At 62.5% G+C, this 26215-nt stretch carries 33 protein-coding genes and 1 pseudogene; 22 read left to right on the top strand and 12 right to left on the bottom strand.

Annotated features, from left to right (window positions below; translation table 11 throughout):
• Positions 1–139: 139 nt before the first annotated feature.
• From trmD to GC127_RS09705, 8 genes are all read right to left on the bottom strand, one after another.
• Positions 140–943 carry a tRNA (guanosine(37)-N1)-methyltransferase TrmD gene (gene trmD, locus GC127_RS09740; protein WP_151977791.1) on the bottom strand — a complete coding sequence of 268 codons (804 nt, stop codon included), beginning with the start codon at positions 941–943 and terminating at the stop codon, positions 140–142.
• On the bottom strand, positions 940–1449 hold the full coding sequence (gene rimM / locus GC127_RS09735; protein ID WP_008279679.1) for a ribosome maturation factor RimM: 510 nt from the start codon (positions 1447–1449) through the stop codon (positions 940–942). Before rimM ends, trmD begins: the two co-directional genes overlap by 4 nt.
• A 70-nt stretch (positions 1450–1519) precedes the next feature.
• Positions 1520–2149 (bottom strand): 5,6-dimethylbenzimidazole synthase, encoded by a 630-nt coding sequence (gene bluB, locus GC127_RS09730; RefSeq protein WP_151977789.1) that lies wholly within the window; start codon positions 2147–2149, stop codon positions 1520–1522.
• Positions 2150–2167: 18 nt separating this feature from the next.
• Positions 2168–2545 (bottom strand): 30S ribosomal protein S16, encoded by a 378-nt coding sequence (gene rpsP / locus GC127_RS09725; RefSeq protein WP_008279677.1) that lies wholly within the window; start codon positions 2543–2545, stop codon positions 2168–2170.
• A 49-nt stretch (positions 2546–2594) separates the two neighbouring features.
• Positions 2595–2891, bottom strand: a complete 297-nt coding sequence (locus GC127_RS09720) for a chorismate mutase (protein WP_008279676.1) — start codon at positions 2889–2891, stop codon at positions 2595–2597.
• A 34-nt stretch (positions 2892–2925) separates the two neighbouring features.
• Positions 2926–3489, bottom strand: a complete 564-nt coding sequence (locus GC127_RS09715) for a GNAT family N-acetyltransferase (RefSeq protein ID WP_151977787.1) — start codon at positions 3487–3489, stop codon at positions 2926–2928.
• Positions 3490–3562: 73 nt separating this feature from the next.
• A complete protein-coding gene (gene ffh / locus GC127_RS09710; RefSeq protein ID WP_081507401.1) occupies positions 3563–5068 on the bottom strand; it encodes a signal recognition particle protein in 1506 nt (501 codons plus the stop codon).
• 154 nt (positions 5069–5222) lie between these two features.
• Entirely contained in the window at positions 5223–5771 is a 549-nt protein-coding gene (locus tag GC127_RS09705) for a hypothetical protein (protein ID WP_151977786.1), read from the bottom strand.
• Between the two features lie 121 nt (positions 5772–5892).
• On the opposite strand from GC127_RS09705, the gene GC127_RS09700 reads away from it, so the two are divergent.
• From GC127_RS09700 to GC127_RS09690, 3 genes are all read left to right on the top strand, one after another.
• Complete coding sequence (locus GC127_RS09700) at positions 5893–6774, top strand: LysR family transcriptional regulator (protein WP_151979689.1); 882 nt, start codon at positions 5893–5895, stop codon at positions 6772–6774.
• Positions 6759–7673, top strand: a complete 915-nt coding sequence (locus tag GC127_RS09695; protein WP_254700051.1) for a DMT family transporter — start codon at positions 6759–6761, stop codon at positions 7671–7673. The genes GC127_RS09700 and GC127_RS09695 overlap by 16 nt, the downstream gene beginning before the upstream one ends.
• Before the next feature lie 107 nt (positions 7674–7780).
• Positions 7781–8419, top strand: coding sequence for a hypothetical protein (locus GC127_RS09690; protein ID WP_151977784.1), 639 nt, complete (start codon positions 7781–7783; stop codon positions 8417–8419).
• A gap of 124 nt (positions 8420–8543) precedes the next feature.
• Here the strand turns inward: GC127_RS09690 and GC127_RS09685 are convergent, their stop codons facing one another.
• Positions 8544–8879 carry a metalloregulator ArsR/SmtB family transcription factor gene (locus GC127_RS09685; protein ID WP_081508612.1) on the bottom strand — a complete coding sequence of 112 codons (336 nt, stop codon included), beginning with the start codon at positions 8877–8879 and terminating at the stop codon, positions 8544–8546.
• Between the two features lie 147 nt (positions 8880–9026).
• Here GC127_RS09685 and GC127_RS09680 point away from each other — a divergent pair, with 147 nt between their 5' ends.
• From GC127_RS09680 to GC127_RS22800, 13 genes are all read left to right on the top strand, one after another.
• Positions 9027–9440, top strand: coding sequence for a universal stress protein (locus GC127_RS09680; RefSeq protein WP_151977782.1), 414 nt, complete (start codon positions 9027–9029; stop codon positions 9438–9440).
• A 199-nt stretch (positions 9441–9639) separates the two neighbouring features.
• Positions 9640–9981 (top strand): AtpZ/AtpI family protein, encoded by a 342-nt coding sequence (locus tag GC127_RS09675; protein ID WP_008279667.1) that lies wholly within the window; start codon positions 9640–9642, stop codon positions 9979–9981.
• A complete protein-coding gene (locus tag GC127_RS09670; RefSeq protein ID WP_037296858.1) occupies positions 9971–10753 on the top strand; it encodes a F0F1 ATP synthase subunit A in 783 nt (260 codons plus the stop codon). Before GC127_RS09675 ends, GC127_RS09670 begins: the two co-directional genes overlap by 11 nt.
• 100 nt (positions 10754–10853) lie before the next feature.
• Positions 10854–11090 carry a F0F1 ATP synthase subunit C gene (locus tag GC127_RS09665; RefSeq protein ID WP_008279665.1) on the top strand — a complete coding sequence of 79 codons (237 nt, stop codon included), beginning with the start codon at positions 10854–10856 and terminating at the stop codon, positions 11088–11090.
• An 85-nt stretch (positions 11091–11175) separates the two neighbouring features.
• Positions 11176–11709, top strand: a complete 534-nt coding sequence (locus GC127_RS09660) for a F0F1 ATP synthase subunit B' (protein WP_008279664.1) — start codon at positions 11176–11178, stop codon at positions 11707–11709.
• A 5-nt stretch (positions 11710–11714) separates the two neighbouring features.
• Positions 11715–12275, top strand: a complete 561-nt coding sequence (locus tag GC127_RS09655; RefSeq protein ID WP_008279663.1) for a F0F1 ATP synthase subunit B — start codon at positions 11715–11717, stop codon at positions 12273–12275.
• A gap of 349 nt (positions 12276–12624) precedes the next feature.
• Positions 12625–13008, top strand: coding sequence for a succinate dehydrogenase, cytochrome b556 subunit (sdhC, locus tag GC127_RS09650; RefSeq protein WP_008279661.1), 384 nt, complete (start codon positions 12625–12627; stop codon positions 13006–13008).
• A 10-nt stretch (positions 13009–13018) separates the two neighbouring features.
• A complete protein-coding gene (sdhD, locus tag GC127_RS09645) occupies positions 13019–13390 on the top strand; it encodes a succinate dehydrogenase, hydrophobic membrane anchor protein (protein ID WP_008279660.1) in 372 nt (123 codons plus the stop codon).
• A 12-nt stretch (positions 13391–13402) separates the two neighbouring features.
• The gene (gene sdhA / locus GC127_RS09640) at positions 13403–15205 is read left to right on the top strand and encodes a succinate dehydrogenase flavoprotein subunit (protein ID WP_151977780.1); all 1803 of its coding nucleotides are present in this window, start codon (positions 13403–13405) and stop codon (positions 15203–15205) included.
• Positions 15205–15525 (top strand): succinate dehydrogenase, encoded by a 321-nt coding sequence (locus tag GC127_RS09635; protein ID WP_151977778.1) that lies wholly within the window; start codon positions 15205–15207, stop codon positions 15523–15525. The genes sdhA and GC127_RS09635 overlap by 1 nt, the downstream gene beginning before the upstream one ends.
• A gap of 14 nt (positions 15526–15539) precedes the next feature.
• Positions 15540–16319, top strand: coding sequence for a succinate dehydrogenase iron-sulfur subunit (locus GC127_RS09630; RefSeq protein WP_008279657.1), 780 nt, complete (start codon positions 15540–15542; stop codon positions 16317–16319).
• Positions 16320–16334: 15 nt separating this feature from the next.
• A complete protein-coding gene (locus GC127_RS09625) occupies positions 16335–17048 on the top strand; it encodes a ZIP family metal transporter (protein WP_151977776.1) in 714 nt (237 codons plus the stop codon).
• Positions 17049–17151: 103 nt separating this feature from the next.
• The gene (locus tag GC127_RS22800; protein ID WP_199861222.1) at positions 17152–17322 is read left to right on the top strand and encodes a hypothetical protein; all 171 of its coding nucleotides are present in this window, start codon (positions 17152–17154) and stop codon (positions 17320–17322) included.
• Positions 17323–17373: 51 nt separating this feature from the next.
• On the opposite strand, the gene GC127_RS09620 is transcribed toward GC127_RS22800, so the two are convergent.
• From GC127_RS09620 to GC127_RS09610, 3 genes are all read right to left on the bottom strand, one after another.
• Positions 17374–17721 (bottom strand): DUF2794 domain-containing protein, encoded by a 348-nt coding sequence (locus tag GC127_RS09620; RefSeq protein WP_151977774.1) that lies wholly within the window; start codon positions 17719–17721, stop codon positions 17374–17376.
• A gap of 53 nt (positions 17722–17774) precedes the next feature.
• On the bottom strand, positions 17775–19421 hold the full coding sequence (locus GC127_RS09615; RefSeq protein ID WP_008279653.1) for a DNA polymerase Y family protein: 1647 nt from the start codon (positions 19419–19421) through the stop codon (positions 17775–17777).
• Positions 19422–19724: 303 nt separating this feature from the next.
• Positions 19725–19991 carry an I78 family peptidase inhibitor gene (locus tag GC127_RS09610; protein ID WP_008279652.1) on the bottom strand — a complete coding sequence of 89 codons (267 nt, stop codon included), beginning with the start codon at positions 19989–19991 and terminating at the stop codon, positions 19725–19727.
• A 130-nt stretch (positions 19992–20121) separates the two neighbouring features.
• Here GC127_RS09610 and GC127_RS09605 point away from each other — a divergent pair.
• The 6 genes and pseudogenes from GC127_RS09605 to yihA form a co-directional block, all read left to right on the top strand.
• Positions 20122–20348: pseudogene (locus GC127_RS09605) on the top strand (alcohol dehydrogenase catalytic domain-containing protein); the annotation flags it as partial.
• A 35-nt stretch (positions 20349–20383) separates the two neighbouring features.
• Positions 20384–21253, top strand: a complete 870-nt coding sequence (gene ttcA / locus GC127_RS09600) for a tRNA 2-thiocytidine(32) synthetase TtcA (protein ID WP_151977772.1) — start codon at positions 20384–20386, stop codon at positions 21251–21253.
• A 45-nt stretch (positions 21254–21298) separates the two neighbouring features.
• Complete coding sequence (locus tag GC127_RS09595; RefSeq protein ID WP_151977770.1) at positions 21299–22816, top strand: bifunctional diguanylate cyclase/phosphodiesterase; 1518 nt, start codon at positions 21299–21301, stop codon at positions 22814–22816.
• 112 nt (positions 22817–22928) lie between these two features.
• A complete protein-coding gene (gene yidC, locus GC127_RS09590) occupies positions 22929–24764 on the top strand; it encodes a membrane protein insertase YidC (RefSeq protein WP_008281347.1) in 1836 nt (611 codons plus the stop codon).
• A complete protein-coding gene (locus tag GC127_RS09585) occupies positions 24761–25504 on the top strand; it encodes an MOSC domain-containing protein (protein ID WP_151977768.1) in 744 nt (247 codons plus the stop codon). Before yidC ends, GC127_RS09585 begins: the two co-directional genes overlap by 4 nt.
• A complete protein-coding gene (gene yihA, locus GC127_RS09580) occupies positions 25504–26154 on the top strand; it encodes a ribosome biogenesis GTP-binding protein YihA/YsxC (RefSeq protein ID WP_008281345.1) in 651 nt (216 codons plus the stop codon). Before GC127_RS09585 ends, yihA begins: the two co-directional genes overlap by 1 nt.
• Positions 26155–26215: the final 61 nt, after the last annotated feature.

The following is a 26215-nucleotide window of genomic DNA, read 5'->3' as shown; positions in this document are numbered from 1 at the left end:
TCCTTGTCTGTGATCCGTTTGCCGGGGCTGCCGCAGGCGACCGAAGAAAGTCTGGCGGGAGATTTAGCCAATAACAAACGCACCCGGAGCCGCAACCGATTCCAAGCAAGGCGGTGTATAGGCGCAAGCGTGGGCTGGATCAAGCCTTGTCAGGATGGGTTCTGCGGTGTTTTTCCCACAGATCGGGGCGTCGTTCGGCGGTCAGCCGCTCGGACATCGCGCGCCGCCATTCCGCCACCTTGGCGTGATCGCCAGAGGTCAATACCTCGGGGATGACCCGGCCCATCCATTCGGCGGGGCGGGTATAGTGCGGATGCTCCAGCAACCCGTTGGAATGACTTTCTTCTTCCGTGCTCTCGGCATTGCCCAGAACACCGGGCAACAGGCGCACACAGGCGTCGATCATCGCCTGTGCGGCTATTTCACCGCCGCTCATAACGAAATCGCCCAAAGACACCTCTTGGATGCCATAATGCTCGATCACGCGCTCATCCAGCCCCTCGAACCGGCCACAAATAAGGGTGACACCGGGGCGTTGCGACAGGTCTTGTGCCATGGCCTGATCAAACCGACGACCACGCGGGCTCAGGTAAATCAGCGGCCAGCCGGGCGGGGTGCCCGCCATCACCTCGTCAATCGCACGCCCCATCACATCCGCGCGGATCACCATGCCCGCGCCACCCCCGGCGGGCGTATCATCGACATTGCGATGTTTGCCCTCGCCATAGGGGCGCAAGTCAATGGCATCGAGCGCCCAGAGACCGTTTTGCAGCGCGCGTCCTGTCAGGCTCTCGCCCAACACACCGGGAAAGGCTTGTGGGACAAGGGTAATCACCCGCGCTGTCCAAACCCCCGCCAGTTCCGGCGTGGGCGTGATCAACTCGCGCGGGGTCATGGTGGCGCGGATGGATTTGCGCCCATGCGAGCGGGGGGTATCGCTCATGTCAGGCCATCGGGCGGATCGGCGATGATGCGCCCTGCGGCCAGATCGACGGTCGGCACCGCTTCGGTGGTAAAGGGCAACAGGATGGTCGCAGACATCCCCGGCGCATGGATTTCCAGAATGTCGGACGCGCCGTGGTTGAGCACGGCCTTGACCCGCCCCAATACCGCGCCGCCGGTGTCATACACCTCAAGCCCGATCAGATCAGCGTGATAGAATTCATCATCCGGCAGATTGGGCAATTGCGCGCGCAGCGCATAGAGCCGCATGCCGCGCAGCGCATCGGCGGCCTCTTTGGTGCTGATGCCAGAGAGTTGCGCGGTCAAGCCATTGGTGGTCTGGCCCGTCAGGGTCACGTCAAAGGCGCGTGCGCCATCCTCGGTGCTCAGCGGGCTATAGGCCGCGATGTCTTCGGGCATGGCGGTAAAGCTCTTGAGCCGCACCTCGCCACGCACGCCGAATGCGCCGCCGATGGCGCCTACGCAAATGCGGTCACTGTCGCTCATGGGGTTGTCTCCGGTTGTGCGGATAGGGGGATGATCCGCTCAATTCCCTTGATGCGCAACAGGGTCATGCTCAGCGCACCTCGGTTGGCAGGGTTGGACGGCGGGTTTCCCATCCGGCCAGCTCTAATTCGGGTGTGTCGCTCGCGGTCTCGGGCCAGCCGACGCACAGATAGGCCACCAGCGCCCAGTCAGCGGGTACCTCAAGATCGCGCGACAACTGCTCAGGGTCGAGGATCGACACCCAACCCACGCCCAGGCCCTGCGCGCGCGCCGCCAGCCAGAAATGCGTGATCGCGCCCACCACCGAATAGCGGCGCATCTCTGGCATGGTGCCGGCCCCCAGACCTGCGCCCTTGTCGGTTGCCTCGTCGCAATAAATCGCCAGTTGCACCGGGGCCTCTTGCATCCCCGATAGCTTCAAGCCCGCGTAAACGCGCGCCTTGTCGCTCTCATAGCCCGCCAACGCCTGCGCATTGGCTGTGGTGAAATTCTCTAGCGCCGCAGCGCGCGCGCCGGGCGATTGCACCCGGATCACGCGCCATGGTTCGCTCAGCCCCACAGAGGGCGATAGAAGAAAGGTGTCGAGGCAGTCTTGCAAGACAGCCTCATCCACCGCGTCCCTGCGAAAGCGGCGCACATCGCGCCGCCATCGCATGAGATCGCGCAGACCGGTCTGGAAGTCCTTGGAAAATTGCGACATTCCAGCGCCTTTCCAGTCTTATTCCTCGGCGGCTGCCTCTTCGGCAGGGGCGTTGGCGGCCTCGGCCTTGGCGGCTTTCTCGGCAGCGCGCTCTTGCGCTTTCTTGCCCGGAACGGCCTTTTTCAGGTTGGCACGCTCTTTCTTGGCAACGATACCTGCGGCTTCCAGCATGCGGCTGATGCGGTCGGTCGGCTGTGCGCCCTGTGCCAGCCAGTGCTGAACGCGCTCGATGTCCATCTTGACGCGATCTTCGCTGTCTTTCGGCAGGAGCGGGTTATAGGTGCCCAGCTTCTCGATAAAGCGGCCATCGCGCGGCATACGGCTGTCGGCTGCGACGATGCGGTAGAAAGGACGCTTTTTGCTGCCACCACGGGCGAGACGGATTTTCATGGCCATTTGATATTCTCCTTATAATGGCGTGGGTTTGGCGGGGCTCAGGCCCACCTTACGATTGGTGCTTCTGGTGATGTCGGATCACCTCGGCGATGATGAAGTTCAGAAACTCCTTGGCAAAGGCGGGGTCGAGATCAGCCGCTTTTGCCAATTCTTCGAGCCGTTCGATCTGTTGCGCCTCGCGCGCGGGATCGGACGGGGGAAGGTCGTATTCAGCCTTGAGTTTCCCCACGGCCTGCGTGTGCTTGAAACGCTCGGCCAGCGTAAAGACGAGGATCGCGTCGAGCCGATCAATGCTCTGGCGATGCTCCTTGAGAAGCTGCGCGGCAAGGGCGGTTGCGTCAGTCATGCGAGACTCCGGCGGCTGAAAGAAAAAGCGTGGGTCATGCGTAGGCCTCAACCGAGCCGTCATCATCGCGGCCAGAGGCGGCATCGGGGCCGGGGTGGCGATAAAGCAGGTCACGGCCCATGTGGATGTTGTCATATTCCCGCTCGAACCACGCGCCCAGCCGTTCGGCCAGCGCGACAGAGCGGGTATTGCCCGGCACGATATTCGAGGTCAGCGTATCAAAGCCCAGATCTTCATAGGCATAGCGGCGCGCGCGCGCGGCGGCCTCATAGGCGATGCCGCGCCCTTCAAACCCGGCATAGAGCGCCCAGCCCAATTCCGGCTCGGGCCAACCTTCGGGGTTCCAGATGCCCGCGATCCCTGCGGTCTCGCCAGTGTCCTTCATCTCGATGGTGAAATACCCATAGCCGTGAATATGCCAGTGACCGACGTTGAGCGCGAACCACCGCCACGCCTCGCCCCGGTTGGGTGATGACCCAAAGCCCTCGGACCGGTCGCGGTCGAGCAGAAAGGCGATTGTCGCCTCGATATCCCGTGGCTCTGGTCCACGCAGGACAAGGCGCGGCGTTTCCAGTGTGGGCGCTTGGGTCAGGGTCATGGCCGGGCCCCCCTCTGGCGGGGTGCCGGTTGCGGGGTCGGAGATGAGTATTTATGCCAAGAAGAAGCCATGGTCACTTCTTCTTGCCAAAGCCAGAGAGGCCGGGGGGCAGGCCCATGCCGCCGCCGAGGCCCGGCAATTTGCCACCCATACCGCCGGGCAGCTTGCCGCCCAATGCCTTGGCCGCTTCTTCCATGGCCTGCGGGTCGTTCATATCGGGCATGCCGCCCTTGCCAAACATGCCTTTCATCGCCTGTTTCAGCATGCCGCCTTTGCCCATCTTGCCCATTTTCTTCATCATATCCGCCATCTGGCGGTGCATCTTGAGCAGCTTGTTGAGGTCAGACACATCCATGCCCGATCCGGCAGCGATCCGTTTTTTGCGGCTGGCCTGAAGCAGCGCAGGATTGGCGCGCTCTTTCTTGGTCATCGACTGGATCATGGCGATCTGGCGGGTGAGCATCTTGTCGTCAAACCCGGCATCTTCGACCTGTTTGGCCATCTTGCCCATGCCGGGCATCATGCCCATCAGCCCCTGCATGCCACCCATCTTTTGCATCTGCTCAAGCTGACCCTTGAGGTCGTTCATGTTGAACTGACCCTTGGCCATGCGGCGCATCATCTTTTCGGCCTCAGCCGCCTCGATGGTCTCCTGTGCCTTTTCAACTAGGGCCACGATATCGCCCATGCCCAGAATGCGGCCTGCGATACGGTCCGGCTCAAAGGTTTCGAGCGCATCCATCTTTTCGCCAAGGCCGACAAAGCGAATGGGCTTACCGGTAATCGCGCGCATCGAGAGCGCCGCACCGCCGCGCCCGTCCCCGTCCATCCGGGTAAGAACAACGCCGGTCACGCCGATCTTGTCGTCAAACTCGGTGGCGACGTTGACGGCATCCTGACCAGTCAGGCCATCGACCACGAGCAGGGTTTCGCGGGGGTTGGCCACATCCCGCACCGCCGCCGCCTGCGCGATCAGCTCTGCGTCGATATGCAGCCGCCCTGCGGTGTCGAGCATATAGACATCATAGCCGCCCAAGGCCGCTTGGGTCTTGGCGCGTTTGGCGATCTGAACCGGGTCTTCGCCCTTGACGATGGGCAGGGTATCGACGCCAATCTGTTTGCCCAGAATGGCCAGTTGTTCCATCGCCGCCGGGCGGTTGGTATCAAGCGAGGCCATCAGCACCCGCTTGCCCTCGCGGTCCTTCAGCCGCTTGGCCAGCTTGGCGGTGGTGGTGGTCTTCCCCGAGCCTTGCAGACCGACCATCAGAATCGGCGCAGGCGGGTTGTCGATCTTGAGCGCGCCGGGATCGCCTTCGCCGCGCAATGTCTCGACCAGCGCGTCATGCACGATCTTTACGACCTGCTGGCCGGGTGTCACGGATTTGGTGACAGCCTGCCCAGTGGCGCGGCTCTCAACCGTCTTGATGAAATCACGCGCGACGGGCAGGGAAACGTCGGCCTCCAGCAGGGCGACACGCACCTCGCGCAGGGCGGTTTTCACATCCTCTTCAGACAGCGACCCCTGTTTGGTCAGCCGGTCAAAGACACCGGAGAGGCGTTCGGATAGATTTTCAAACATCGCTCAGGCTCCTATGCCGGTTGCTGCCATGTCACCCCATATAGGGGCAACGGTTCAAACGATAAACGCCCCCGTGGGCGCAACGCGCTGACGGGGGGCGATCCCGACACAGGGCCGGGACCGGAAGCATGGGCCTCCGGGATTGCGTGGGCGTTTAGCGCGCGGGTGGGGCAGAGTCAAGCATGGGGTCAGGAGCGCGCAACTCGGCCAACCAGTGATTGATCGCGCGCACCACCTCAGCCGACGCGCGGCTGCTGTCATAGATCTCGGTGATCGGATGCAAGAGCGGCGCGCCGCCCGCCCCATCCCGCAGAACAAGCGTGGGGCGATGCACGGGGCGGCGCACGCGCGACGGATCGGTGCTTGTCTCGCCGCCCGATAGCGTGCTCTCGCCCGTGGCGCGGATCACGTCCGAGAGGTCAAAGACCGTCTCGCGGTGACGCAGGATGGTTCGGCTGCGCAAAATCGCGGTGCCCGCGCGCGCATCCAAGATCACTTGCAGACGTTCAACAAAAATACACACACCTGCAAAGCCCAACCCGCCGCCGCCGATCAAAAAGACCAGCCCACCAACAAGGGTCTGCGGCATAACCAAAAGGCCGACACCTGCAAACAAAACTGTGAACAGGCCCAGCATGATCGCCATGAACCAAGGCATGTCCTCGATCATCAAAAGATCTGGGCTGCTGTGCGTGACTTTCATCGGTTGGCCGCTGCTGTGAGAGACGCGTACAGGCTACGCGCATTACGGGTGATTGCAACCGCCGCGTCGCCGCCGCATAGTTGCTAGGCGAACGGGATAGCTGGGCAGGGTGATCGGCGTGATGGAGAATTGGGACGAGGTGCGGACCGCCTATAATGTGGCGCGGATCGGCACCGTGAGCGGCGCGGCCGAGGTGCTGGGCGTGCATCATGCCACCGTTATCCGCCACATCGACGCGCTCGAAGAGAGGCTGGGCGTCAAGCTCTTTCAGCGCCATGCGCGGGGCTATACCCCGACCGAGGCGGGCGAAGACCTGTTGCGCGTGGCGCAGGCAACCGATGACCAGTTCAATCAGTTGGCCGGGCGGATCAAGGGGCAGGGCAACGATGTCTCGGGCGAGTTGGTCGTGACCTCGGTTGGCGGGCTCAGCCATCTGCTTGTGCCGGTGCTGGCCGCGTTTCAAGAGATGTATCCGGCATTGGTGGTGCGTTATTTGACCGGCGACCGCCTGTTTCGGCTGGAATACGGCGAGGCGCATGTGGCGATCCGGGCAGGCGCTGTGCCGGATCAGCCCGATAACGTGGTACAGCCGTTCTTTCAGCAGCAGTTCACGCTTTATGCCAGTGAAAGCTACGTCGCGCGCCATGGCCTGCCCAAAGGGCCCGAGGATATGCCGCATCACCGCTTTGTCGGCGCGGATGATCCCAAGACACGCGCACCGTTCCTGCGCTGGTTGCAGGACAATGTGCCGGGCGAGGCCATCGTGTTTCGCTCGGGCGATGTGCATGCACAACGCAACGCCATCCTAGCCGGGGCCGGGATCGGATTCACCTCGGTCTTGCAGGCCGCAGAGATGCCGGGGCTTATCCAGGTGACGCCGCCCCGTCCCGAATGGGCGGCCCCCCTTTGGCTGGTCACTCATATGGACCTGCACCGCACCACCAAAGTGCAAGCGTTCCTGAACCATCTCAAAGAGCGCGCGGCGGCATGGCCAGTGACGTGAGCGCGGGCATGACGCCTGCGCTCAAGGGGCATCTGGCGATGCTCTGTTTCTCTGGGCTGGTGGCGGGATCATTCGCGCTTGGGTCTATGGCGGCGCAGCATATCGCCCCCGCCGCCCTCAATGCGCCGCGTTTCTTGCTGGCCGCCGTGATCCTTGGCACAGGGGCGATGCTGGGCCGAGGCATTCCGCGCCGCACATGGTCTGCCCCATGGCGCTACCTCCTGCTGGGTGGGGCGATGGGCCTGTATTTCGTGATGATGTTCGAGGGGCTCAAGACTGCGGCGCCAGTTTCGGCAGCGGCGGTCTTTACGCTTACGCCGATCATGGCGGGCATCGCCGGCTATCTGCTCTTGCGCCAGATCACAACGCCGCGCATGGCGGTTGCCTTGGGCGTCGGGGCGATGGGCGCGCTTTGGGTCATCTTTCGCGCTGATGTCTCGGCGCTGATGGCGTTCGAGGTCGGGCGCGGCGAGGCTATCTATTTCTTCGGCTGCGCGGCCCATGCCATCTATACGCCGCTGGTGCGCCGCCTCAATCGCGGCGAGCGTCCGGTGGTGTTTTCCTTTGGAACGATGCTTGGGGCGGCGCTCTTGGTGACAGCCGCAGGTTGGGGCGACCTGCGCGCGACCGATTGGTCAAGCTTGCCCGCCATCGTCTGGATCACCATTGTCTACACGGCGGTCTTTGCCACGGCGATAACCTTTGTCTGCCTGCAATACGCCAGCCTCAACCTGCCCAGTGCCAAGGTGATGGCCTATACCTATCTCACCCCCACTTGGGTCACGCTCTGGCAGACGGCGTTGGGGCATCCCTTGCCACAGCCGGTGGTGCTCATGGGGGTGGGGCTGACGGTGGTTGCGTTGGTGCTGTTGCTAAAGGATGAGGAGTGTCGGGTCTGAAGTCCGGCTGAATACATGCTTGGCGACATGATCTTGCTTCACGTTCAACCAAGGGTTACGGATGACTGGAACTTTTCAAATGTGAGTGAGGTGAGGTGATGTTGAGCATGTCCAAGTCGAAATTCTGGATCAGCCTGGTGGTAGTTGCGCTGCTTGCAGTGGTGCAGCCAATTCATGTTGCCGCGCAGGGCGCGGACGATCCATTCAGAAAGAAAGTCTTTCTGATGGTGGTTGCCAATTCGGCCAGCAGTGTTCGTTTCGAATCGGCCACATTCTGTCCGGTTGAGCCGAACGGCCAGCTAGATTGCGGGAGAAAGTGGCGAGGCAAGCGGAATCTAAGCTTTAGGGTGAATTTGAAAGATCTGTCGCTGATGGACAATTCCGGGAACGCGAAAAGCCTGCACTGGAACCTGTTTTCACATGAATTCGTCTGGCAGGGACGCTACGCGGCATCGGCCGCCACATTCAGAGGGGTGACCCCCTCGAAAAATGACTTTGGTTTCTTTTTTGAGGCGCGGCCAGGCACGATTTATGTTCTTTATTCCGATGGGATGTCAAAAGAGGTCGCAATCGCCACCGCGAAAAAGGTTCTGTCCGAGGATGAAAGATTTGGGCATCGTCTGGGCGTGCTTGCGTTCGAGCCGGTACAGGCAGCGAAGGTAGCGTGTGAAGCAAGCTGGGAACTTTGCCAATTGGGCCAGAAGATTGATCCTAGCAAATTGAGCATGACCTTTCGACCGCGCTGATCCGAAAGAGAAGCGCTACGCGAAAATTTGGCTTGTACCTCAGAGAAAACTGGCACCCTGAAGATCGCCGCGCAACCGGAGCATTTCCGGCGGGCGCGGTCCGTCGTCCGGCAGGGGGCAGGCGTCAGCCCTCATCCGGCAGTTCCGCCTTGAGAAACCGCTCGAACGCATCAAGATTGACTGCCTCGAACTGCCCAAAGCTCTGCATCCAGATCGAGGCATCGCGCAGCGCGTCCGGTTCCAGCTTGCACCATGTCACGCGGCCCCGTCGTTCCTGAGTGATCAGCCCGGCGCGGCCCAGAATGCCCAGATGCTTGGAAATCGCGGCAAGGCTCATCTCGAATGGCTCCGCCACATCCGTGACCGCCATGTCATCCTCCAGCAGCATCGACAGGATCGCGCGCCGGGTGGGGTCGGCGAGGGCGGCAAAGACCATATCAAGGGCGAGCGCATTCTGCATGCCCTTCATAAGCCCAAGCGCGCGCCCCGCGTCAACGGCTGATCCATGCCGGGTGGGCTGAAACCGCCCTTGATCTGTGACAAGGTCGGGCGGCGCACCAGCCATTAGGCTGGGCGGACGCAAAACGGAAACACGAAAGGAAAGACGATGTTCTCGACAATCCTGGTTCCGGTCGATCTGCTCCACAAGGACACATTGGCCAAAGCGCTCGACGTGGCGGGGGATCTCGCCAAGCGGCATGGGGCGCGTATGATCGTGGCGGGCGTGGGCGGTGAACTGCCCAATGAGCTTGGCCATAACGCCGCCGAATTCACGCAGACCCTTCACAGCTTTGCCGAAAACCTGCGCAACAAATACGCCGTCACGGTCGAGGCCGAGCCGATCATCAGCCATGACCCCGAGGTCGAAACAACCTCGGCGCTGATGCAGGCAATCGAGCGAAGCGGTGCCGATCTGGTGGTCGTGGCCAGCCATGTGCCCGGCTTTCTCGAGCATATCTTTGCCTCGCATGGGGGCTATATCGCGCAACACGCCAAGGTCTCGGTCTTTGTCGTGCGCTGAAACTCAACCAAACGGTTGAATATACCAAACCGCCCCAGATCGCCTTTGGGGCGGTTGCGACGGAATGACCGCCCTGCATCTTCTTGGTAAAAATACTCAATAAAACAACACTTTAACCTAGCGCCACGCAGGGGTCTCTGGCGCTTGACTCAGGCGTGCTCAGGACGTAGCACATGCGCAACATCCTGAGGGGGCTCCCGTGACCGATCCCGAGCAGCGCGCGCAACTGGCAGAGCTGGAAGCGAAGATAGCGAGGCTCAAGGCCAAGGACGCACCACGGCCCCATCAGGAAGAGCATTATTCTCAGGCCCAGATGGCTTGGCGAATGGTGATCGAGCTGGTGGCCGGTCTTTTGATCGGTTTCGGCATGGGATACGGGCTTGATGTTCTCTTGGGGACGATGCCGGTGTTCCTTGTCATCTTCACGTTGCTGGGGGTGGCCGCGGGCGTCAAAACGATGATGCGCAGCGCCGCCGAAATCCAGCAAGGCATGGACAAGCCCGCGCAAGGCGGGGATGAGAGGGCAAAGAATGGCGACTGAAGCGCACGGTGCCGGGGAACCCGGTCTGGTTTTCCACCCGATGGATCAGTTCATGGTCAAGCCGCTCTTTGGCGAGGGTGCCGTGGGCGTGTTCACACTGACCAACGTCACGTTGTGGATGGCGCTGACAGTGCTCGCGATCATTGCGCTCATGGTCATGGGCACGTCGCGCCGGGCAACGATCCCAAGCCGCACGCAATCCGTGGTCGAGCTGCTCTATGATTTCATCCGCAAGATGGTCGAGGATGTGGCGGGCAAGGATGCGCTGGTGTTCTTCCCCTATATCATGACGCTGTTTCTCTTCATCCTCTTCGCCAACTTCTTGGGCCTCTTGCCGATGGCCTTTACCACCACCAGCCATATCGCGGTGACGGCAGTGATGGCGATGATGGTTTTCCTGACCGTGACCGTTGTCGGTTTTGTGAAACATGGTGTGGGTTTTCTGGGGCTCTTCTGGGTCAGTTCCGCGCCGCTCGCGCTGCGCCCGGTGCTGGCGCTGATCGAGGTGATTTCCTACTTCGTGCGTCCCGTCAGCCACTCCATCCGTCTTGCCGGTAACATGATGGCCGGTCACGCCGTGGTCAAAGTGTTCGCCGCCTTCGCGCCGATGATCCTGATCTCGACCGGGATCGGCATCGTGGTGACGCCGCTCTCGATCCTTGCCATCTCGACCATCTATGCGCTCGAGGTGCTGGTGGCCTTCATTCAGGCCTATGTCTTTACCATCCTGACCTGTGTGTATCTCAAGGATGCTCTGCACCCGAGCCACTAACAGGATGTGGTGGGTTTCACCCACCTTACGAAACGACGGCGGGTTCGCCCGCCCCACGACCAACCGATCAATGCCAATTCCAACGTAAGGAGACATCACTATGGAAGGCGATATCGTTCAAATGGGTGCATATATCGGCGCTGGCCTGGCCTGCATGGGCATGGGCGGGGCTGCGATGGGTGTGGGCAATGTTGCCGGCAACTTCCTCGCTGGCGCGCTGCGCAACCCTTCGGCCGCTGCTGGCCAGACCGCGACGCTGTTCATCGGCATCGCCTTCGCAGAAGCGCTGGGGATTTTCTCGTTCCTCGTCGCCCTTCTGCTGATGTTCGCTGTCTAAGTCTCTCGGGTAGCTGATCCTTACGGCTGAGGGGTGGCGCAACGCCGCCCCTCGGTGACACGGAACTTTCCCCTAGGAGGACGACATGGCAAGCGAAACGCATGACGCCGCTGGTCAAGCCGCATCCACGCCGGGCTTGCCCCAGCTGGATTTTACGACCTTTGGCAACCAGATTTTCTGGCTCCTCGTCACGCTGGTCGTGATTTACTTTGTCCTGTCGCGCATTGCGCTGCCGCGCATTGCGGCCGTGCTGGCAGAGCGTCAGGGGGCCATTACCAACGACCTCGCCGCTGCCGAAGATCTCAAGGTCAAGGCTGTCGAGGCCGAGCAAGCCTATCTCAAGGCGCTGGCCGATGCCCGCACCGAGGCGCAGACCATCGTGGGTCAGGCCAAGGCCGAGATCAAGGCAGAGCTGGACGCCGCAACCGCCAAGGCGGATGCCGAGATTGCCGCGCGTGCGGCAGAAGGCGAAAAGAAGATTGCCGATATCCGGGCCACTGCGATGGACAGCGTCAAAGAAGTGGCCGTTGCAGCCGCTGCCGAGATCGTTGCCGTCATGGGTGGCAAGGCCGACGAGAAAACCGTCGGGGCCGCTGTTGCCGACCGGATGAAAGGATAATCGCCATGCAAAAGATGCTTTTGACCATGGTTGCCGCCGTCTTCGCCAGCCCCGCGCTGGCGGCTTCGGGTCCGTTCTTTTCGCTCTCCAACACGAATTTCGTGGTCCTGCTCGCCTTCCTGCTCTTTGTTGGCTTCCTGATTTACGTCAAGGTGCCAACACTCTTGGGCAAAAAACTCGACGAGCGTGCCGCCAATATCAAGGGCGAACTCGACGAGGCGCGCGCCCTGCGCGAAGAGGCACAGACCTTGCTGGCCAGCTACGAGCGCAAGCAAAAAGACGTGCAGGCACAAGCCGACCGGATCGTGGCGCAAGCCAAGGAAGAGGCGAACGCCGCCGCCGAAGAGGCTAAGGAAGAGATCAAGGCTTCGATTGCCCGCCGCATGCAGGCTGCCGAAGAACAGATCGCCAGCGCCGAGGCGCGGGCCATCCGCGACGTACGCGATCAGGCTGTTGTCGTGGCGGTTGCCGCCGCGCGTGACGTGATCGCCAAGCAGATGACCGCCGCTGATGGAAATGCATTGATCGACGCGGCCATCGCGGATGTAGAAGCCAAGCTGCACTAAACAGCGCCATGGCACAGAATAGGCCCGGGTCGTAAGCGCCCCGGGCTTTTTCTTGTCTGCTTCAGTTTTGTGATCACAAAACCATGCGCTGTCCGGGCGAGTCCTAAGAGAGTTTCCCGCACCAGCCCAGAGACTCAGGGAAACCATCAGGGAAAACCTGATTCCCATTGGCCTAATTTGTGATCACACGATTATTTACGTGATCACAAAAGCAATATTTTTGCGGCCAATTGCCTCAAAACAGGGGTTTTGGCGCGCGGGACAGGTGACAGCGCCGAGAAAAAGTATAACAAGAAACCCAGCAAAAGACGGCTGTCGCGCCGCCCGCCATCTGCAAAGGAGTTGCTCCATGGCTGAAACCAAACCGGTTGAACGCCCGCTTTCGCCCCACCTGCAAATTTATCGCCCACAACTGACCTCGATCACCTCGATCCTGACACGGATCACCGGCAATGCCCTGATCGTGGCGGCGCTTCTGATCGTGTGGTGGCTTTTGGCGGCCTCTACCTCTGACGCCTATTTTGCCATGGCCGATGCGGTGCTGACCTCTTGGTTTGGCGATCTGGTTCTGTCCCTCTCGGCTTGGGCGGTGTGGTATCACTACCTCGCGGGGCTGCGGCATCTCTATTTTGACGCGGGCAAGGGAATGGACATTCCCACCGCCGAGAAACTCGGTTGGGGCTGCATCATCGGCTCGGTCGTGCTGACCGTCATCACCCTGCTTCTGGTCTGAGGAGAGCATCATGCGTTATCTGACCGCACGCAAACGCGCCGAGGGCAAAGGGGCCGCTGGCACCGGGACCGAACATTTCTGGTATATGAAACTTTCGGGTGTTGGCCTTGCCCTGATCATCCCGGTGTTTCTGGTGGCCTTTGGCCGCGCCCTTGGCGGTGACCGCGCCGAGGTGCTGGCCGCCTTTTCGCATCCGGCCATGGCCATTCTCACCGGCCTCGTGATTTTCTTTGGCCTGCGCCACTACGCAAGCGGCGCGCAGACCATGATCGAGGATTACAGCCACGGCAGCACGCGCCGGGGCCTGATTATTGCCGTGACCGTTCTAAGTTACGGGCTGATCGCCACCGGGCTTTTCGCCCTTGCCAAGATCGCGCTGTGAGGACCTGAACAAATGGCTGCTTATGAATACGAGACGCATGATTATGACGTCGTGGTTGTCGGCGCGGGCGGCGCGGGCCTGCGGGCGACACTCGGCATGGCCGAACAGGGCCTCCGTACGGCCTGCGTGACCAAGGTTTTCCCGACCCGCTCGCACACCGTTGCGGCACAGGGCGGCATTGCCGCATCGCTTGGCAATATGGGCCCCGATAGCTGGCAGTGGCATATGTATGACACGGTCAAGGGTTCGGATTGGCTGGGCGATACGGACGCAATGGAATATCTCGCGCGCGAGGCGCCCAAAGCGGTCTATGAGCTGGAACATTACGGCGTGCCGTTCTCGCGCACCGAAGAGGGCAAGATCTATCAGCGCCCCTTTGGCGGCCACACCACCGAATTTGGCGAAGGCCCGCCGGTGCAGCGCACCTGTGCCGCCGCTGACCGCACCGGCCATGCCATCCTTCACACGCTCTATGGTCAAAGCCTCAAGCAAAAGGCCGAGTTCTACATCGAATATTTCGCCATTGATCTGGTGATGACCGATGGGGCCTGCACCGGCGTCGTTTGCTGGAAACTCGACGATGGCACCATCCACGTCTTCAACGCCAAGATGGTCGTACTGGCCACCGGCGGCTATGGCCGCGCCTATTTTTCGGCGACCTCTGCTCATACCTGCACCGGCGACGGTGGCGGCATGGTGGCGCGCGCCGGTCTGCCGCTGCAAGACATGGAATTCGTGCAGTTCCACCCCACCGGCATTTTCGGCGCCGGGTGCCTGATTACCGAGGGCGCGCGTGGCGAGGGCGGATACCTCACCAATTCCGAGGGCGAGCGTTTCATGGAACGCTACGCGCCCAATTACAAGGATCTCGCCCCCCGCGACTATGTCAGCCGCTGCATGACGATGGAAATCCGCGAAGGGCGCGGCGTGGGCGCGGATGGCGATCACATCCACCTCAACCTCAGCCACCTGCCGCCCGAGGCGCTGCATCTGCGCCTGCCCGGTATTTCCGAGTCTGCGCGCATCTTTGCGGGTGTGGACGTGACCAAGGAGCCGATTCCGGTTCTGCCCACCGTGCATTACAACATGGGCGGCGTGCCGACGAATTATTGGGGCGAGGTGGTCAATCCCACTCAGGACAATCCCCATGCCGTCGTCCCCGGCCTCATGGCCGTGGGCGAGGCGGGCTGCGCCTCTGTGCATGGCGCGAACCGGCTTGGCTCCAACTCGCTCATTGACCTTGTGGTCTTTGGTCGCGCTGCTGCCATTCGCGCAGGCAAGGTGGTGGATCGCGACTCGGCCGTGCCCGCCACCAACAAGGCCGAGGTCGACAAGGCGCTGACGCGCTTTGACGGGCTGCGCCATGCCACCGGCGCTGTGCCCACCGCCGAATTGCGGCTCGAAATGCAGCGCACGATGCAGGCAGATGCCGCCGTGTTCCGCACCTCGAAAACGCTGGCCGAAGGCGTCGAGAAGATGAAGACCGTCGCGGCCAAGATGGATGACATCAAGGTCACGGACCGTAGCCTTGTGTGGAACAGCGACCTGATGGAAACGCTGGAACTGACCAATCTCATGCCCAATGCGCTCGCCACGATCTTTGGGGCCGAGGCCCGGCAAGAAAGCCGCGGCGCGCATGCGCATGAAGATTTCAGCACCCGCGACGACGAGAAATGGCGCGTTCACACGGTTGCGCGGGTCGACGGCAATTCCGTCGATCTCAGCTATCGCCCGATCGTCACCGATCCTCTGACAACCGAGGATCAGGGCGGCATCAGCCTCAAAAAGATCGCGCCAAAGGAACGGACGTTCTGATGCGGATCGCCTTGGCCTGTCTCGCGCTTGCGGCCCTCAGCGCCTGTGACGCGACCAATCAGGTCGCCGACACCCTCGCGCGCGAGCGGGCCAAGAGCGTGGTCAACACAGTCGTCGCACAGCGCTTTCCGGGCCTCAACGCTGCCCCGATCACCGATTGCGTGATTGATGCTGCCTCTGCCGGAGAGATCATTCAGATCGCAAGCGCCAGCGTGTCAGGCGTAACACCTGAAACCACGCAGCAAGTGATCGCAATCGCACAGCGCCCCGAGGCCGTGCAATGTATTGCCCAAAATAGCCTGACCCTCTTGGGCGGCTGACAAGGAGTAGCAAGATGGTTCAACTCACACTCCCCAAGAATTCGCGCATGACCACGGGCAAAACATGGCCCAAGCCCGAGGGTGCCAAGACCGTGCGCAAGTTCCAGATTTACCGCTGGAACCCGGACGATGGCAAAAACCCGCGGGTGGACACCTATTTCGTGGATATGGACACCTGCGGCCCGATGGTTCTGGATGCGCTGATCAAGATCAAGAACGAGATTGATCCCACGCTCACCTTCCGCCGCTCCTGCCGCGAGGGGATTTGCGGCTCTTGCGCGATGAATATCGACGGGATCAACACGCTGGCCTGCATCTATGGTATGGATGAAATCAAGGGCGATGTGAAAATCTACCCGCTGCCGCATATGCCGGTGGTCAAGGATCTGATCCCCGACCTTACGCATTTCTACGCGCAGCATGCCAGCATCATGCCGTGGCTGGAAACCAAAACCAACCGCCCCGCGAAAGAGTGGCGGCAGAGCATCGAGGACCGCGAGAAACTCGATGGGCTTTATGAATGCGTGATGTGCGCGTCCTGCTCTACCTCTTGCCCGTCCTACTGGTGGAATGGCGACAAATACCTTGGACCGGCCGCACTTTTGCATGCCTATCGTTGGATCATCGACAGCCGGGACGAGGCAACAGGCGAGCGGCTTGATGATCTTGAAGACCCGTTCAAGCTTTATCGGTGCCATACCATCATGAACTGCACGAAAACCTGCCCCAAGGGCCTTAACCCCGCCAAGGCCATCGCTGAGATCAAAAAGATGATGGTCGAGCGGCACGTCTGATCGGACACAGGGACAATGGCAAGCGAGGGCTTATGGTTTGCGCTGCTCTTGGCCCTGATCGCGGGTGCGGCCATGCCCCTTGGGGCGGCGCTCGCGCTCTCCGCAACCTTTAGGCGGCTGCCTGCGCCTGCGACCCATGGCATCGTTGCCTTTGGCGGTGGCGCGCTTTTGGCGGCGATTGCGCTGGTGCTGGTGCCCCATGCGCGCGATACGCTTTCCGCGCCGGTGGCGCTTGGTGCCTTTGCTGGCGGCGGGATCGCCTTTTTTGCCATCGACCGCTTTCTTGAATCGCACGGCGGGCGCGGCGCGCAGCTTATGGCGATGCTGCTCGATTTCCTGCCCGAGGCCATGGCCATCGGGGCCATGCTGACCGCGCAGGCCGAACGCGCGCTCTTGCTGGCCGGCCTCATTTTCCTGCAAAATCTGCCCGAGGGCTTTGCCGCCTTTCGCGACATCATGCGTGGTGGGGCGGTCCGGGGGCATCGGATCGTCTTGCTCTTTGCCGGGCTTGCCCTGCTTGGGCCGGTCTGCGCAGCCATCGGCTTTTCTTTTCTCTCCGAGATGCCGCAGGTTCTGGGGGTTATCATGATGTTTGCGGCGGGCGGCATTCTCTACCTGATTTTTCAGGATATCGCCCCCGCCGCCCGTGCGCGCCACAGTTGGTTACCGCCTCTGGGGGCGGTCTTTGGCTTCACGCTGGGTTTGGCCGGGGATATGCTGATCGGCTAAAATCCGTGCCTTGCATCAGACGCATGGCAAGACTGCGCGCTTGGCGGTTTATGCCGCAGCGCAGAAGATTATGTAAGTGCCATGGAAATATGGAGATAAACCCATGGCTTACCCGGTCAAAACCCCTGTCGCCCCGGCTGTGAAATCGGCCCCAATCACCCCGGATTGGGTCGCCGTCTATTACACGCCCGAGGCCCCCGCAAACCTGCCGCAAGCGCCCCAAGCGCCCGGTCTGGACGCGCTCGAACAGATGTATGCCTATTACGAGGCTTGAACGCCCCGGCACAAATCGGGGCAGGGCCTTATGCCTTGTCCCAGCCTTGCCTCACTCTACCGCCCGGATCAGTTTGCGCTCTAGCACCCGCAGCACGGTCTTCAGATCATGCCCGCGCTTGAGCACCTGACCATCCATGCCAATGACCGCATATTGCCCTTGCTTGCCCTGCAATTTTGGCCGCTTTTCGATCCGGTAGAGCGGATGTTCCGCCGTGCGCCGAAAGATCGAAAACACCGCCACCTCGCGCAGGCAGGAAATACCGTAGTCGCGCCACTCTCCCGCCGCGACCATGCGCCCATAGAGCGACAGGATCACGCCCAGTTCAGTGCGTTGGAACGCCACCTGAGTGGTTGAGGGATGCGCGCCCGCAATCGGGCCGAGGTTTTGCAAACTCATGCCTCCAGAGTTGCGCCAATCCTGCGCCAAATCAAGCGCTTTCCTGACCGGCCTCAGGCAAACCGCCCCTGACAGAACCACCCGCCCGAGATTTGCCCGCCATGGGCACGAAACAGCCACAGCCGCTCGCCGCGCGTCGTCACCACCTGCCAGTAGTCGCGCACCCCGCTGCGCCACGCCGGGTCCTCCAGCCACCATTCCGGCGCAATCCGCTCTGGTCCGCTGGCCCCGGCCACCTCATGCACCCGCCCGCGCCAGCGAAACGGCAGCGTGATATCCCCCGTCTCGGGCCGCGTTACTGCCTCGGGCGACCAGATCAGCAGCGGGCGGCGCGCCTCGGGTGTGGGCCAAGGCGCGGGGGCAGGCTCTGACCAGGCGGCGGCAAGGGTCAGCGCAGATTTCTCGGGAATATGGCTCTCGGCGGGATGGCGGCGGGTGATCGCCTCTAGTCCGATACGCCCGCCCAGCCGGGTGATCAGATCAGCCAGCGCCGCCTCTTGCGCACCGGGCCCCCGCCCACGGCCCAAACCGCTTTCGCCCTGCCGGGTTTCCATTCGCGCGGTCACAATCGTCTCTAGCCGCAGCATGTCGATCCCAAACCCGGCGTCGATCCTGTCAAGCTGCATCTCCAGGAGCGGGCGCATCGCCTCTGGCTGGTCCACCGCACGTGCCAGCCGCACCTCGACCGCTTGCAGCCCACCATCGGCACGATAGGCCTCGAGCCGCAGATGCCGCGCGCCCTGTCCCTTGCCCTGCAACAGAAGGCAGAGCCGCTCGGTCAATCGGCACACTGCGGCCTCCAGATCACCGCGCAATCCGATCGGGTCCGGCAGGCTCAGCCGGGTGGCAAAGCGCGGGGCCGGGGCCGAGGGCGACATCGGCTCTGGTACATGGCCCAAGGCCTGATCCAGCCGCAACATCACCTCGGGGCCAAAGCGGCGGGCAAGGCTGGCGCGCGGTTGCGCCGCCAAGTCCCCGATCCGCCGCAGCCCCAGCCGCGCCAGATCCGCCACCACCACAGGGGGCAGCCGCAGCGCCGCGACTGGCAAAGGTGCCAGCCGGTCTGGCAGATGCCCCGGCGGGGCAATCTCATCCGCCTCAGCGCCCACCGGCACCACAGGGGCCGCGCCGCCGCGCTCCCAATGCCGCCGCTTGGCGGCACGCGACCGGGTGGCGCGGGCCTCTTGGTCGATGGCATCGCCCGAACGCTGCGCCGCCACCCCTTGCCCGGCATAGCGCGCCAATGCCCATGCGCCCCCCACCGTATCCGCCAGCCCACAGCGCAGGCTGAGGCCCAGATCCCCGGCTTCGGCGCGCAGCGTGGCGATCAGCCCCGCTTCGCCGCCAAAGAGATGCGCACAGCCCGTGACATCCAAGAGCAGGCCCGCCGTGCCCTCGATCCCCACCAAGGGCGAGAACCGCCCGGCCCAACGCCCCAATGCGGCCAGAAATGCCGCCTCCGCCGCACGGTTGCGGGGGCGGGTGATCAGGTCCGGGCAGAGCGCCTGCGCCGTGCGCAGCGGCTGCCCCGGTTTCAGCCCCAGCGCCTCGGCGCGCAGTGACACAGAGGTCAGCACCTGATCCTGCGCCTCGGCACTGACCACCGCAAAAAGCCGCGTGTCCGGGTCTGTCACCCGCCGCAACAGGCGCTCGGCCCCAAGCCGGGGAAACCAGATCGACAGGATGCGGCGGGTGGGCATGGTGGGCTTCGTTCTCTATTTGTTCCATATCAAATAGAGCGGGGGATAGGCGGAGTCGAGTCAGCAGCCGCGCGGATTGCTGGGCCGGGGACTAGCGAAGCAGCGGCACCGTCTGGCACTTTATGCACGCAAAGTTCGTGTGATCCCACAGCATAGCGCTCCCTCTCCAAATCGCTAGGCCGCGGGACGGCCCAGCGATCCGCGCGGCGGCGCGTGCCGCGCCTTGTTCCGCGCGGGGGATAGCCGACACTGCCGTACCGCGCTGATCAAAGCCGTCACATCGAATTTCGACGTGGTGACCCCTCACCCACAGGCGATCCGTGTGATCACCCCGTCCGCGTCATGCTCGACATTCAGCCGATCGGGGCGGTAATCCATCGTTACCATCGCCCCCGGTGGCAGAATCCGCACCGCAGCGCGCCCGCTGAAATCCTGCGCCGCAACTGGCGTGCCGATCAGCGCCTGCATCTGCGCCGCACCGCAGGCATCGCCCTCAGGCGCCTTGTCCTGTGGGCCAACACACCCCGCCAATGCCCCGATCATCAGGGCTGTGCTAAGGATTTTCTTCATGGTTTCGCCTCTCTTGCCGGAAATTGCCGCAAAAAGTGCCGCAGTCCGGGGTCTGCGTGACGCTCTCGATATTGAATCACCGCGCCGCATGACGCAAGACTGCGGCAAATTGCAAAGGAAAGGATAACACATGCGCACACGTGCTGCGGTTGCGGTTGAGGCAGGCCGCCCGATGGAGATCATGGAGGTGAACCTTGAGGGTCCGAAGGCGGGCGAGGTTCTGGTGGAGATCAAGGCGACGGGCCTGTGCCACACCGATGATTTCACCCTGTCGGGGGCCGATCCCGAGGGGGCGTTTCCGGCCATTCTGGGGCATGAGGGCGCGGGCGTCGTGCTCGAGGTGGGCCCCGGCGTCACNTGCCTGCCCCCCACAAAACCCCTAAAGCCAGCCCATGCTAGACGAGTCCGAAGAGATCCATCCGCTATTCCACGGCGCGCCCAGCAGCACCGAATTCAAAAAGCTGCGCAAACGGATCGTGCGCCATACCCGCGAGGCGATCGAGCAATATGGCATGATCGCGCCGGGCGGCAAATGGCTCGTGTGCCTCTCGGGTGGCAAGGATAGCTACACCCTGCTCGCCGTGCTCTACGAACTCAAATGGCGCGGCCTTTTGCCGGTAGAGCTTTTGGCCTGCAATCTCGATCAGGGCCAGCCCGGTTTCCCGGCCACCGTCCTGCCGGATTTTCTCAGCCGTATGCAGGTGCCCCACCGCATCGAATATCAGGACACCTATTCCATCGTCATGGACAAGGTGCCTGCCGGGCGCACCTATTGCGCGCTCTGTTCGCGCCTGCGCCGGGGCAATCTCTACCGCATCGCCCGCGAAGAGGGCTGCACAGCGGTCGTGCTCGGCCATCACCGCGATGACATTCTCGAAACCTTCTTCATGAACCTCTTTCACGGTGGGCGGCTCGCCACCATGCCGCCCAAGCTCGTGAACGAGGAGGGCGATTTGTTCCTCTACCGCCCGCTTGCGCATGTCGCAGAAGAGGATTGCGAGCGGTTCGCCCGCGCCATGAATTACCCGATCATCCCCTGTGACCTTTGCGGGTCTCAGGACGGGCTGCAACGCCAGCAGGTCAAACAAATCCTCGACGGCTGGGAAGCGCGCAGCCCCGGCCGCCGTCAGGTCATGTTCCGCGCGCTGATGAACGCGCGGCCCTCGCATCTGCTTGATCCGAAATTGTTCGATTTCGCGGGCCTGACCACCGAATCGATAAAATCCGACGCAAATCCCGAAGGCTTGCCCAAACTCCGTTAACCCCCACCGCGCTAGGCTCATCGCCAGATTGCGGGACAAGGGTTGATGGTCACAGCAGGGCAAGAACGGATTGCAGGGATTGCGGCACGGCTGCGCGCGCGCCATTGGCCGCAATCGCTGGCGCTGATCGCGGCGGCGGGTCTGGCAACCCACTGGTTCGGGCTTGCGGCCCTGCTCTTGGCGCTACCGCTCACCCTTCTGGCGCTTGCCCTATCGGACCGCCGCCAAACCCCGCCCCTGACGGATGAGGCCGCGCGCAGCGCGCCCCTGCGCGCCGCTATCGCCGATAGCCTCTCCAACACGCGGCAGGGGGGCACACGCACCGCCTGCCTGCTTCTTCAGATCGACGAATTCGAGACGCTGACGCATCGCCACGGCCTTGCCGCCGCCGACCGTGTGATCCTTCAAAGCCTTGAACGCCTCGCGCGCATGCTGCGGCCCGCGGATCAGCTTTTCGATCTTGGCGACGGGCGGCTTGGGGTGCTCTTGGCGCCCAAGCCCGGCCTCACGCTGGGCCCGCTTCTGGCCTTGGCCGAGCGGCTGCGCACGGCACTGGCAGAGCCTATCGCGCTCGATGCCACCACGCTGCATATCTCTGCCTCGCTGGGCCTTTGTCTTGATGCACAGGCCCCCGCGCGCACCGCCACAGCCCTTTACGACGCCTGCCAAACCGCCCTGCATGAGGCGCAGCGCCACGGGCCTGCGGCGATCCGCGCCTATGGCCGCGGCATGGCCGCACCTACGCCTCCGCCGCGCGCCCTTGCACAAGAGGTGACAACAGCCCTGCAAGAGGGGCGGCTAATCACATGGTTCCAGCCGCAGATTTGCACCGATACCGGCCAAATCACCGGGTTCGAGGCGCTCGCACGTTGGCAGCACCCCACAGCAGGCTTGATCGCGCCTGCGGAATTCCTGCCGCTGCTCGCCGCCTCCGGCCGGATGGAGGTGCTGGGCGATGCCATGCTCGCCAATGCGCTCCGCGCCCTGCAAACATGGGATCACCTCGGCCTCGATATTCCCTGCGTCGGCCTCAACCTCTCTCCCGAGGAATTGCGCAATCCCACCCTGCCCGAGAAATTCGCCTGGGAGCTGGATCGCTGCGACCTGCCCGCCCATCGGCTGGTGATCGAAGTGCTGGAAACCGTGGTCGCCACCTCTGCCGACGATGTCATCACCCGCAATATCGCGGCACTGGCACGCATGGGCTGCCCCATTGACCTTGACGATTACGGCACCGGCCACGCCTCGCTCGCCACGATCCGCCGCTTTGCCGTCCACCGGCTCAAGATCGACCGGTCCTATGTCACCGCCATTGACCGCGACCCGGACCAACAGCGCATGGTGGGGGCCATCCTGTCGATGGCTGACCGTCTTGGCCTCGCCACACTTGCCGAAGGGGTCGAAACAGCGGGCGAACTTGCCATGCTCGCGCAACTGGGCTGCGCCCATGTGCAGGGCTTTGGCATCGCCCGCCCCATGCCCCTCGCGGCAACGCCCGACTGGATCGCGGCGCATCGCGCCAAACTCGGCCCCTTGCCCCGGATCGCCCGCGCCAAGGGCTGAACCCTGCGATGAATCCCCGCGCCTTGGGGTAAAATCCCCGGAATCCCCTTGACCTTTGCCGCCGCACTCTGTTGAACCGCCCTGACATGTAATACAGGGATGGCCATCGGCGATGGATGATCAGAACAAGAACCTTATCTTGGCAACAGCACTTAGTTTCGTCGTGATTCTAGTGTGGTTCGTGATGTTCCCACCACCCGAACCCGCCCCGGTCGATCCCAACGCCGCCGTACCCACGGCGACCGAGAGCCTGCCCACCCCCTCGGCCACGGGCGGCGCCGAGGCGACCACCGCCACAACCGCAGCCCCCGTGGCAGAGCCGGACGCGCCGCGCCTTACCATCGACACGCCCAGCCTGAAGGGCACGATTTCCCTGCAAGGGGGCCGGATCGACGACATCTTCCTCAAGAATTACCGCGAAACCATCGACCCCGCGTCAGAGATCGTGCGCCTGATGGCCCCTGTCGGCAACGAAACACCCTATTACGCCCTTTATGGCTGGGCGCCCGGCGCTGGCCTGACCCCCGATCAAGTGCCCGGCGCGAACACGCTCTGGCAGGTCGAGAGCGGCGAAAAACTGACGACAAGCACGCCCGTCACCCTCTCGTGGGACAATGGCGCAGGCCTCATCTTCCGCCGCGAACTCAGCGTCGACGAGGATTTCATGTTCTCCGTCCGCCAGTCGGTCGAGAATACCGGGGCAACCGCCGTCAGCCTTGCCCCTTACGGTATCCTTGCCCGTCATGGCCGCCCCGCCGACCTCAAGAACTTCTTCATCCTCCACGAGGGGTTGATCATGATGGCGGATGGCACCCTGTCGGAAATCGACTATGACGATGTCGAGGAATACCCGTTCAACGCCCGCGAAGGTGCGCCCGCCGAAGTCACCCAAGTGACCGAGAATGGCTGGATCGGCTTTACGGATCACTACTGGATGACCACCCTCATCCCCGCAGCGGGCAGCTCGTTCAAGGCGGTGGCCAAGTTCGATCCGCAACGCGGCATCTATCAGACCGAAGCCGTGCAACCGACCCAAACGGTCGAGCCAGGCCAGACCGCAAGCGCCGAAACCCGCCTCTTTGCCGGGGCCAAGGAATGGGCGACGATCCGGCACTATCAGAACGAACAGGGCGTTGACCGCTTTCTCGATTCCATTGACTGGGGCTGGTTCTTCTTCCTGACCAAACCGATCTTTGCGGTGCTGCATTGGCTCAATGCCCTGATTGGCAACATGGGCTGGGCGATCATCGCGCTGACGCTGCTGATCAAGGCGCTGGTGCTGCCCTTGGCCTATAAATCCTACGTCTCCATGGCCAAGATGAAAGACCTCCAGCCGCAGATGGAGAAGATCAAAGAGACCGCTGGCGATGACCGCCAGAAACTCCAGAAAGAAATGATGGAGCTTTACAAGCGGGAAAAGGTCAATCCGGCGGCGGGCTGTCTGCCGATCCTGCTGCAAATTCCGATCTTCTTCTCGCTCTACAAGGTGATCTTCGTCACGCTCGAATTGCGCCACGCGCCTTGGGTCGGCTGGATCAAGGATCTCTCGGCTCCCGATCCTTCGTCGCTCTTCAACCTCTGGGGCGTGCTGCCTTGGGCCGCGCCGGAACCGGGCTCGATCATGGCGCTGATCTTCATCGGCATCCTGCCCTTGGCTTTGGGCATCTCGATGTGGTTGCAGCAGAAACTGAACCCGTCACCCACCGACCCCACGCAAAAGATGATCTTTGCCTGGATGCCTTGGGTCTTCATGTTCATGCTGGGCAGCTTTGCCTCTGGCCTCGTGATCTACTGGATCGCCAACAACGTGATCACCTTCTCGCAGCAATACATGATCATGCGCAGCCAAGGCTATAAACCCGATGTGTTCGGCAACATCACCTCGGGCTTCAAACGAGAGAAACCCGCGGCCGAATCCACGCCCAAAACAACACCCAAGAAAAAATGACAGAGGTTCGCGCCCTCTGGCGGCATCCGATCAAGAGCCACGGGCGCGAAGCGCTGAGCACCGTCACGCTGACCGCCGGGCAGGCCATGCCCGGCGACCGTCTTTGGGCAGTCGCCCTCGAAATCGCCCGGCTGACGGACGGCGAATGGGGGCCTTGCGTCAACTTTTCGCGCGGGTCCAAGACCGGCGCACTCATGGCGATCAATGCGCAGTTGGATGAGGCGGCTGAGACCGTGACCCTCACCCATCCCGACCGCCCCGATATGACCTTTCATCCCGATCACGATGGGCAGGCGTTTCTCGATTGGGTGCGCCCCCTGATGCCGCCCGAGGGCACGCAGCCCCTGCGCCTCTACCGGCTTGATGGGCGCGGCTATACCGATACCGACTACCCGTCGGTGAGCCTGCTCAACCTCGCCTCAAACGCAGACCTCGCAGACAAGATGGGGGCCGATGTGTCACCCCTACGCTGGCGCTGTAACATCCATCTCGACGGGCTTGCCCCTTGGGCCGAATTCGACCTCATCGGTAAAACTCTGCGCCTCGGGACCGCCGAAATGATCGTGCGTGAACCGATCCGCCGCTGCTTGGCCACCACCGCCAACCCCGCGACCGGCGCGCGCGACCTCGACACGCTGGCAGCCCTCAACAAGACCTGGGATCATCAGGATTTCGGCATTTACGCCGAGGTGATCACCGGCGGCACCATCGCCCTTGGCGACCAGCTTGAGGTGCTGTGATGCAACTGCGTTTTCCCATCGCGCCAGAGCCTGAGCACGAGATTTCCGAACAAGGCCGCAAGCTCTTTGCCGGGCCGGTTGATTTCGTCAAAGGCGTCGTCGCCATGTCCGGCCTGCCGCCCGCCGACCGGCTCGAGGTGTGCTTTGCCGGGCGCTCCAATGTCGGGAAATCCAGCCTGATCAACGCGCTCACAGGCCGCAAGGCGCTCGCGCGCGCCTCCAACACCCCCGGTCGCACGCAGGAAATCAACTTCTTCGCATTGGGCGAGAGCCACTATCTCGTCGACCTTCCCGGTTATGGCTATGCCAATGCGCCGCTCGCCGTGGTGCAAAAATGGCAGGCGCTCTTGAAGCAATACCTGTCAGGTCGCCAAACCCTGCGCCGCGCCTTTGTGCTGGTCGATGCGCGCCACGGCATCAAAACCGTGGATGAAGAGATCATGTCGCTCCTCGACGCCTCCGCCGTGACCTTTCAATGCGTTCTGACCAAGACGGATAAGATCAACGCCGCCGACCGCGACCGCGTGCTGGATCAGGTGCGCGCCAAACTTGCCCCGCATCCGGCGGCCTATCCCGAGCTGATCCTCACCTCCAGCGAGAAATCCGAGGGGCTGGCCACCCTGCGCGCCACCATCGCTACGCTGGAATAGGGCACGCCCCTAACTCGGTCACGCCCCGCGCCACACCCAACCCCTTAAAAATAGATCGGCC

The organism is Roseovarius sp. EC-HK134 (assembly GCF_902498815.1).
GTDB lineage: Bacteria > Pseudomonadota > Alphaproteobacteria > Rhodobacterales > Rhodobacteraceae > Roseovarius > Roseovarius mucosus_A.
The sequence above is the reverse complement of the archived record's forward strand: the minus strand, read 5'-3'. Positions and strand labels throughout refer to the sequence as shown.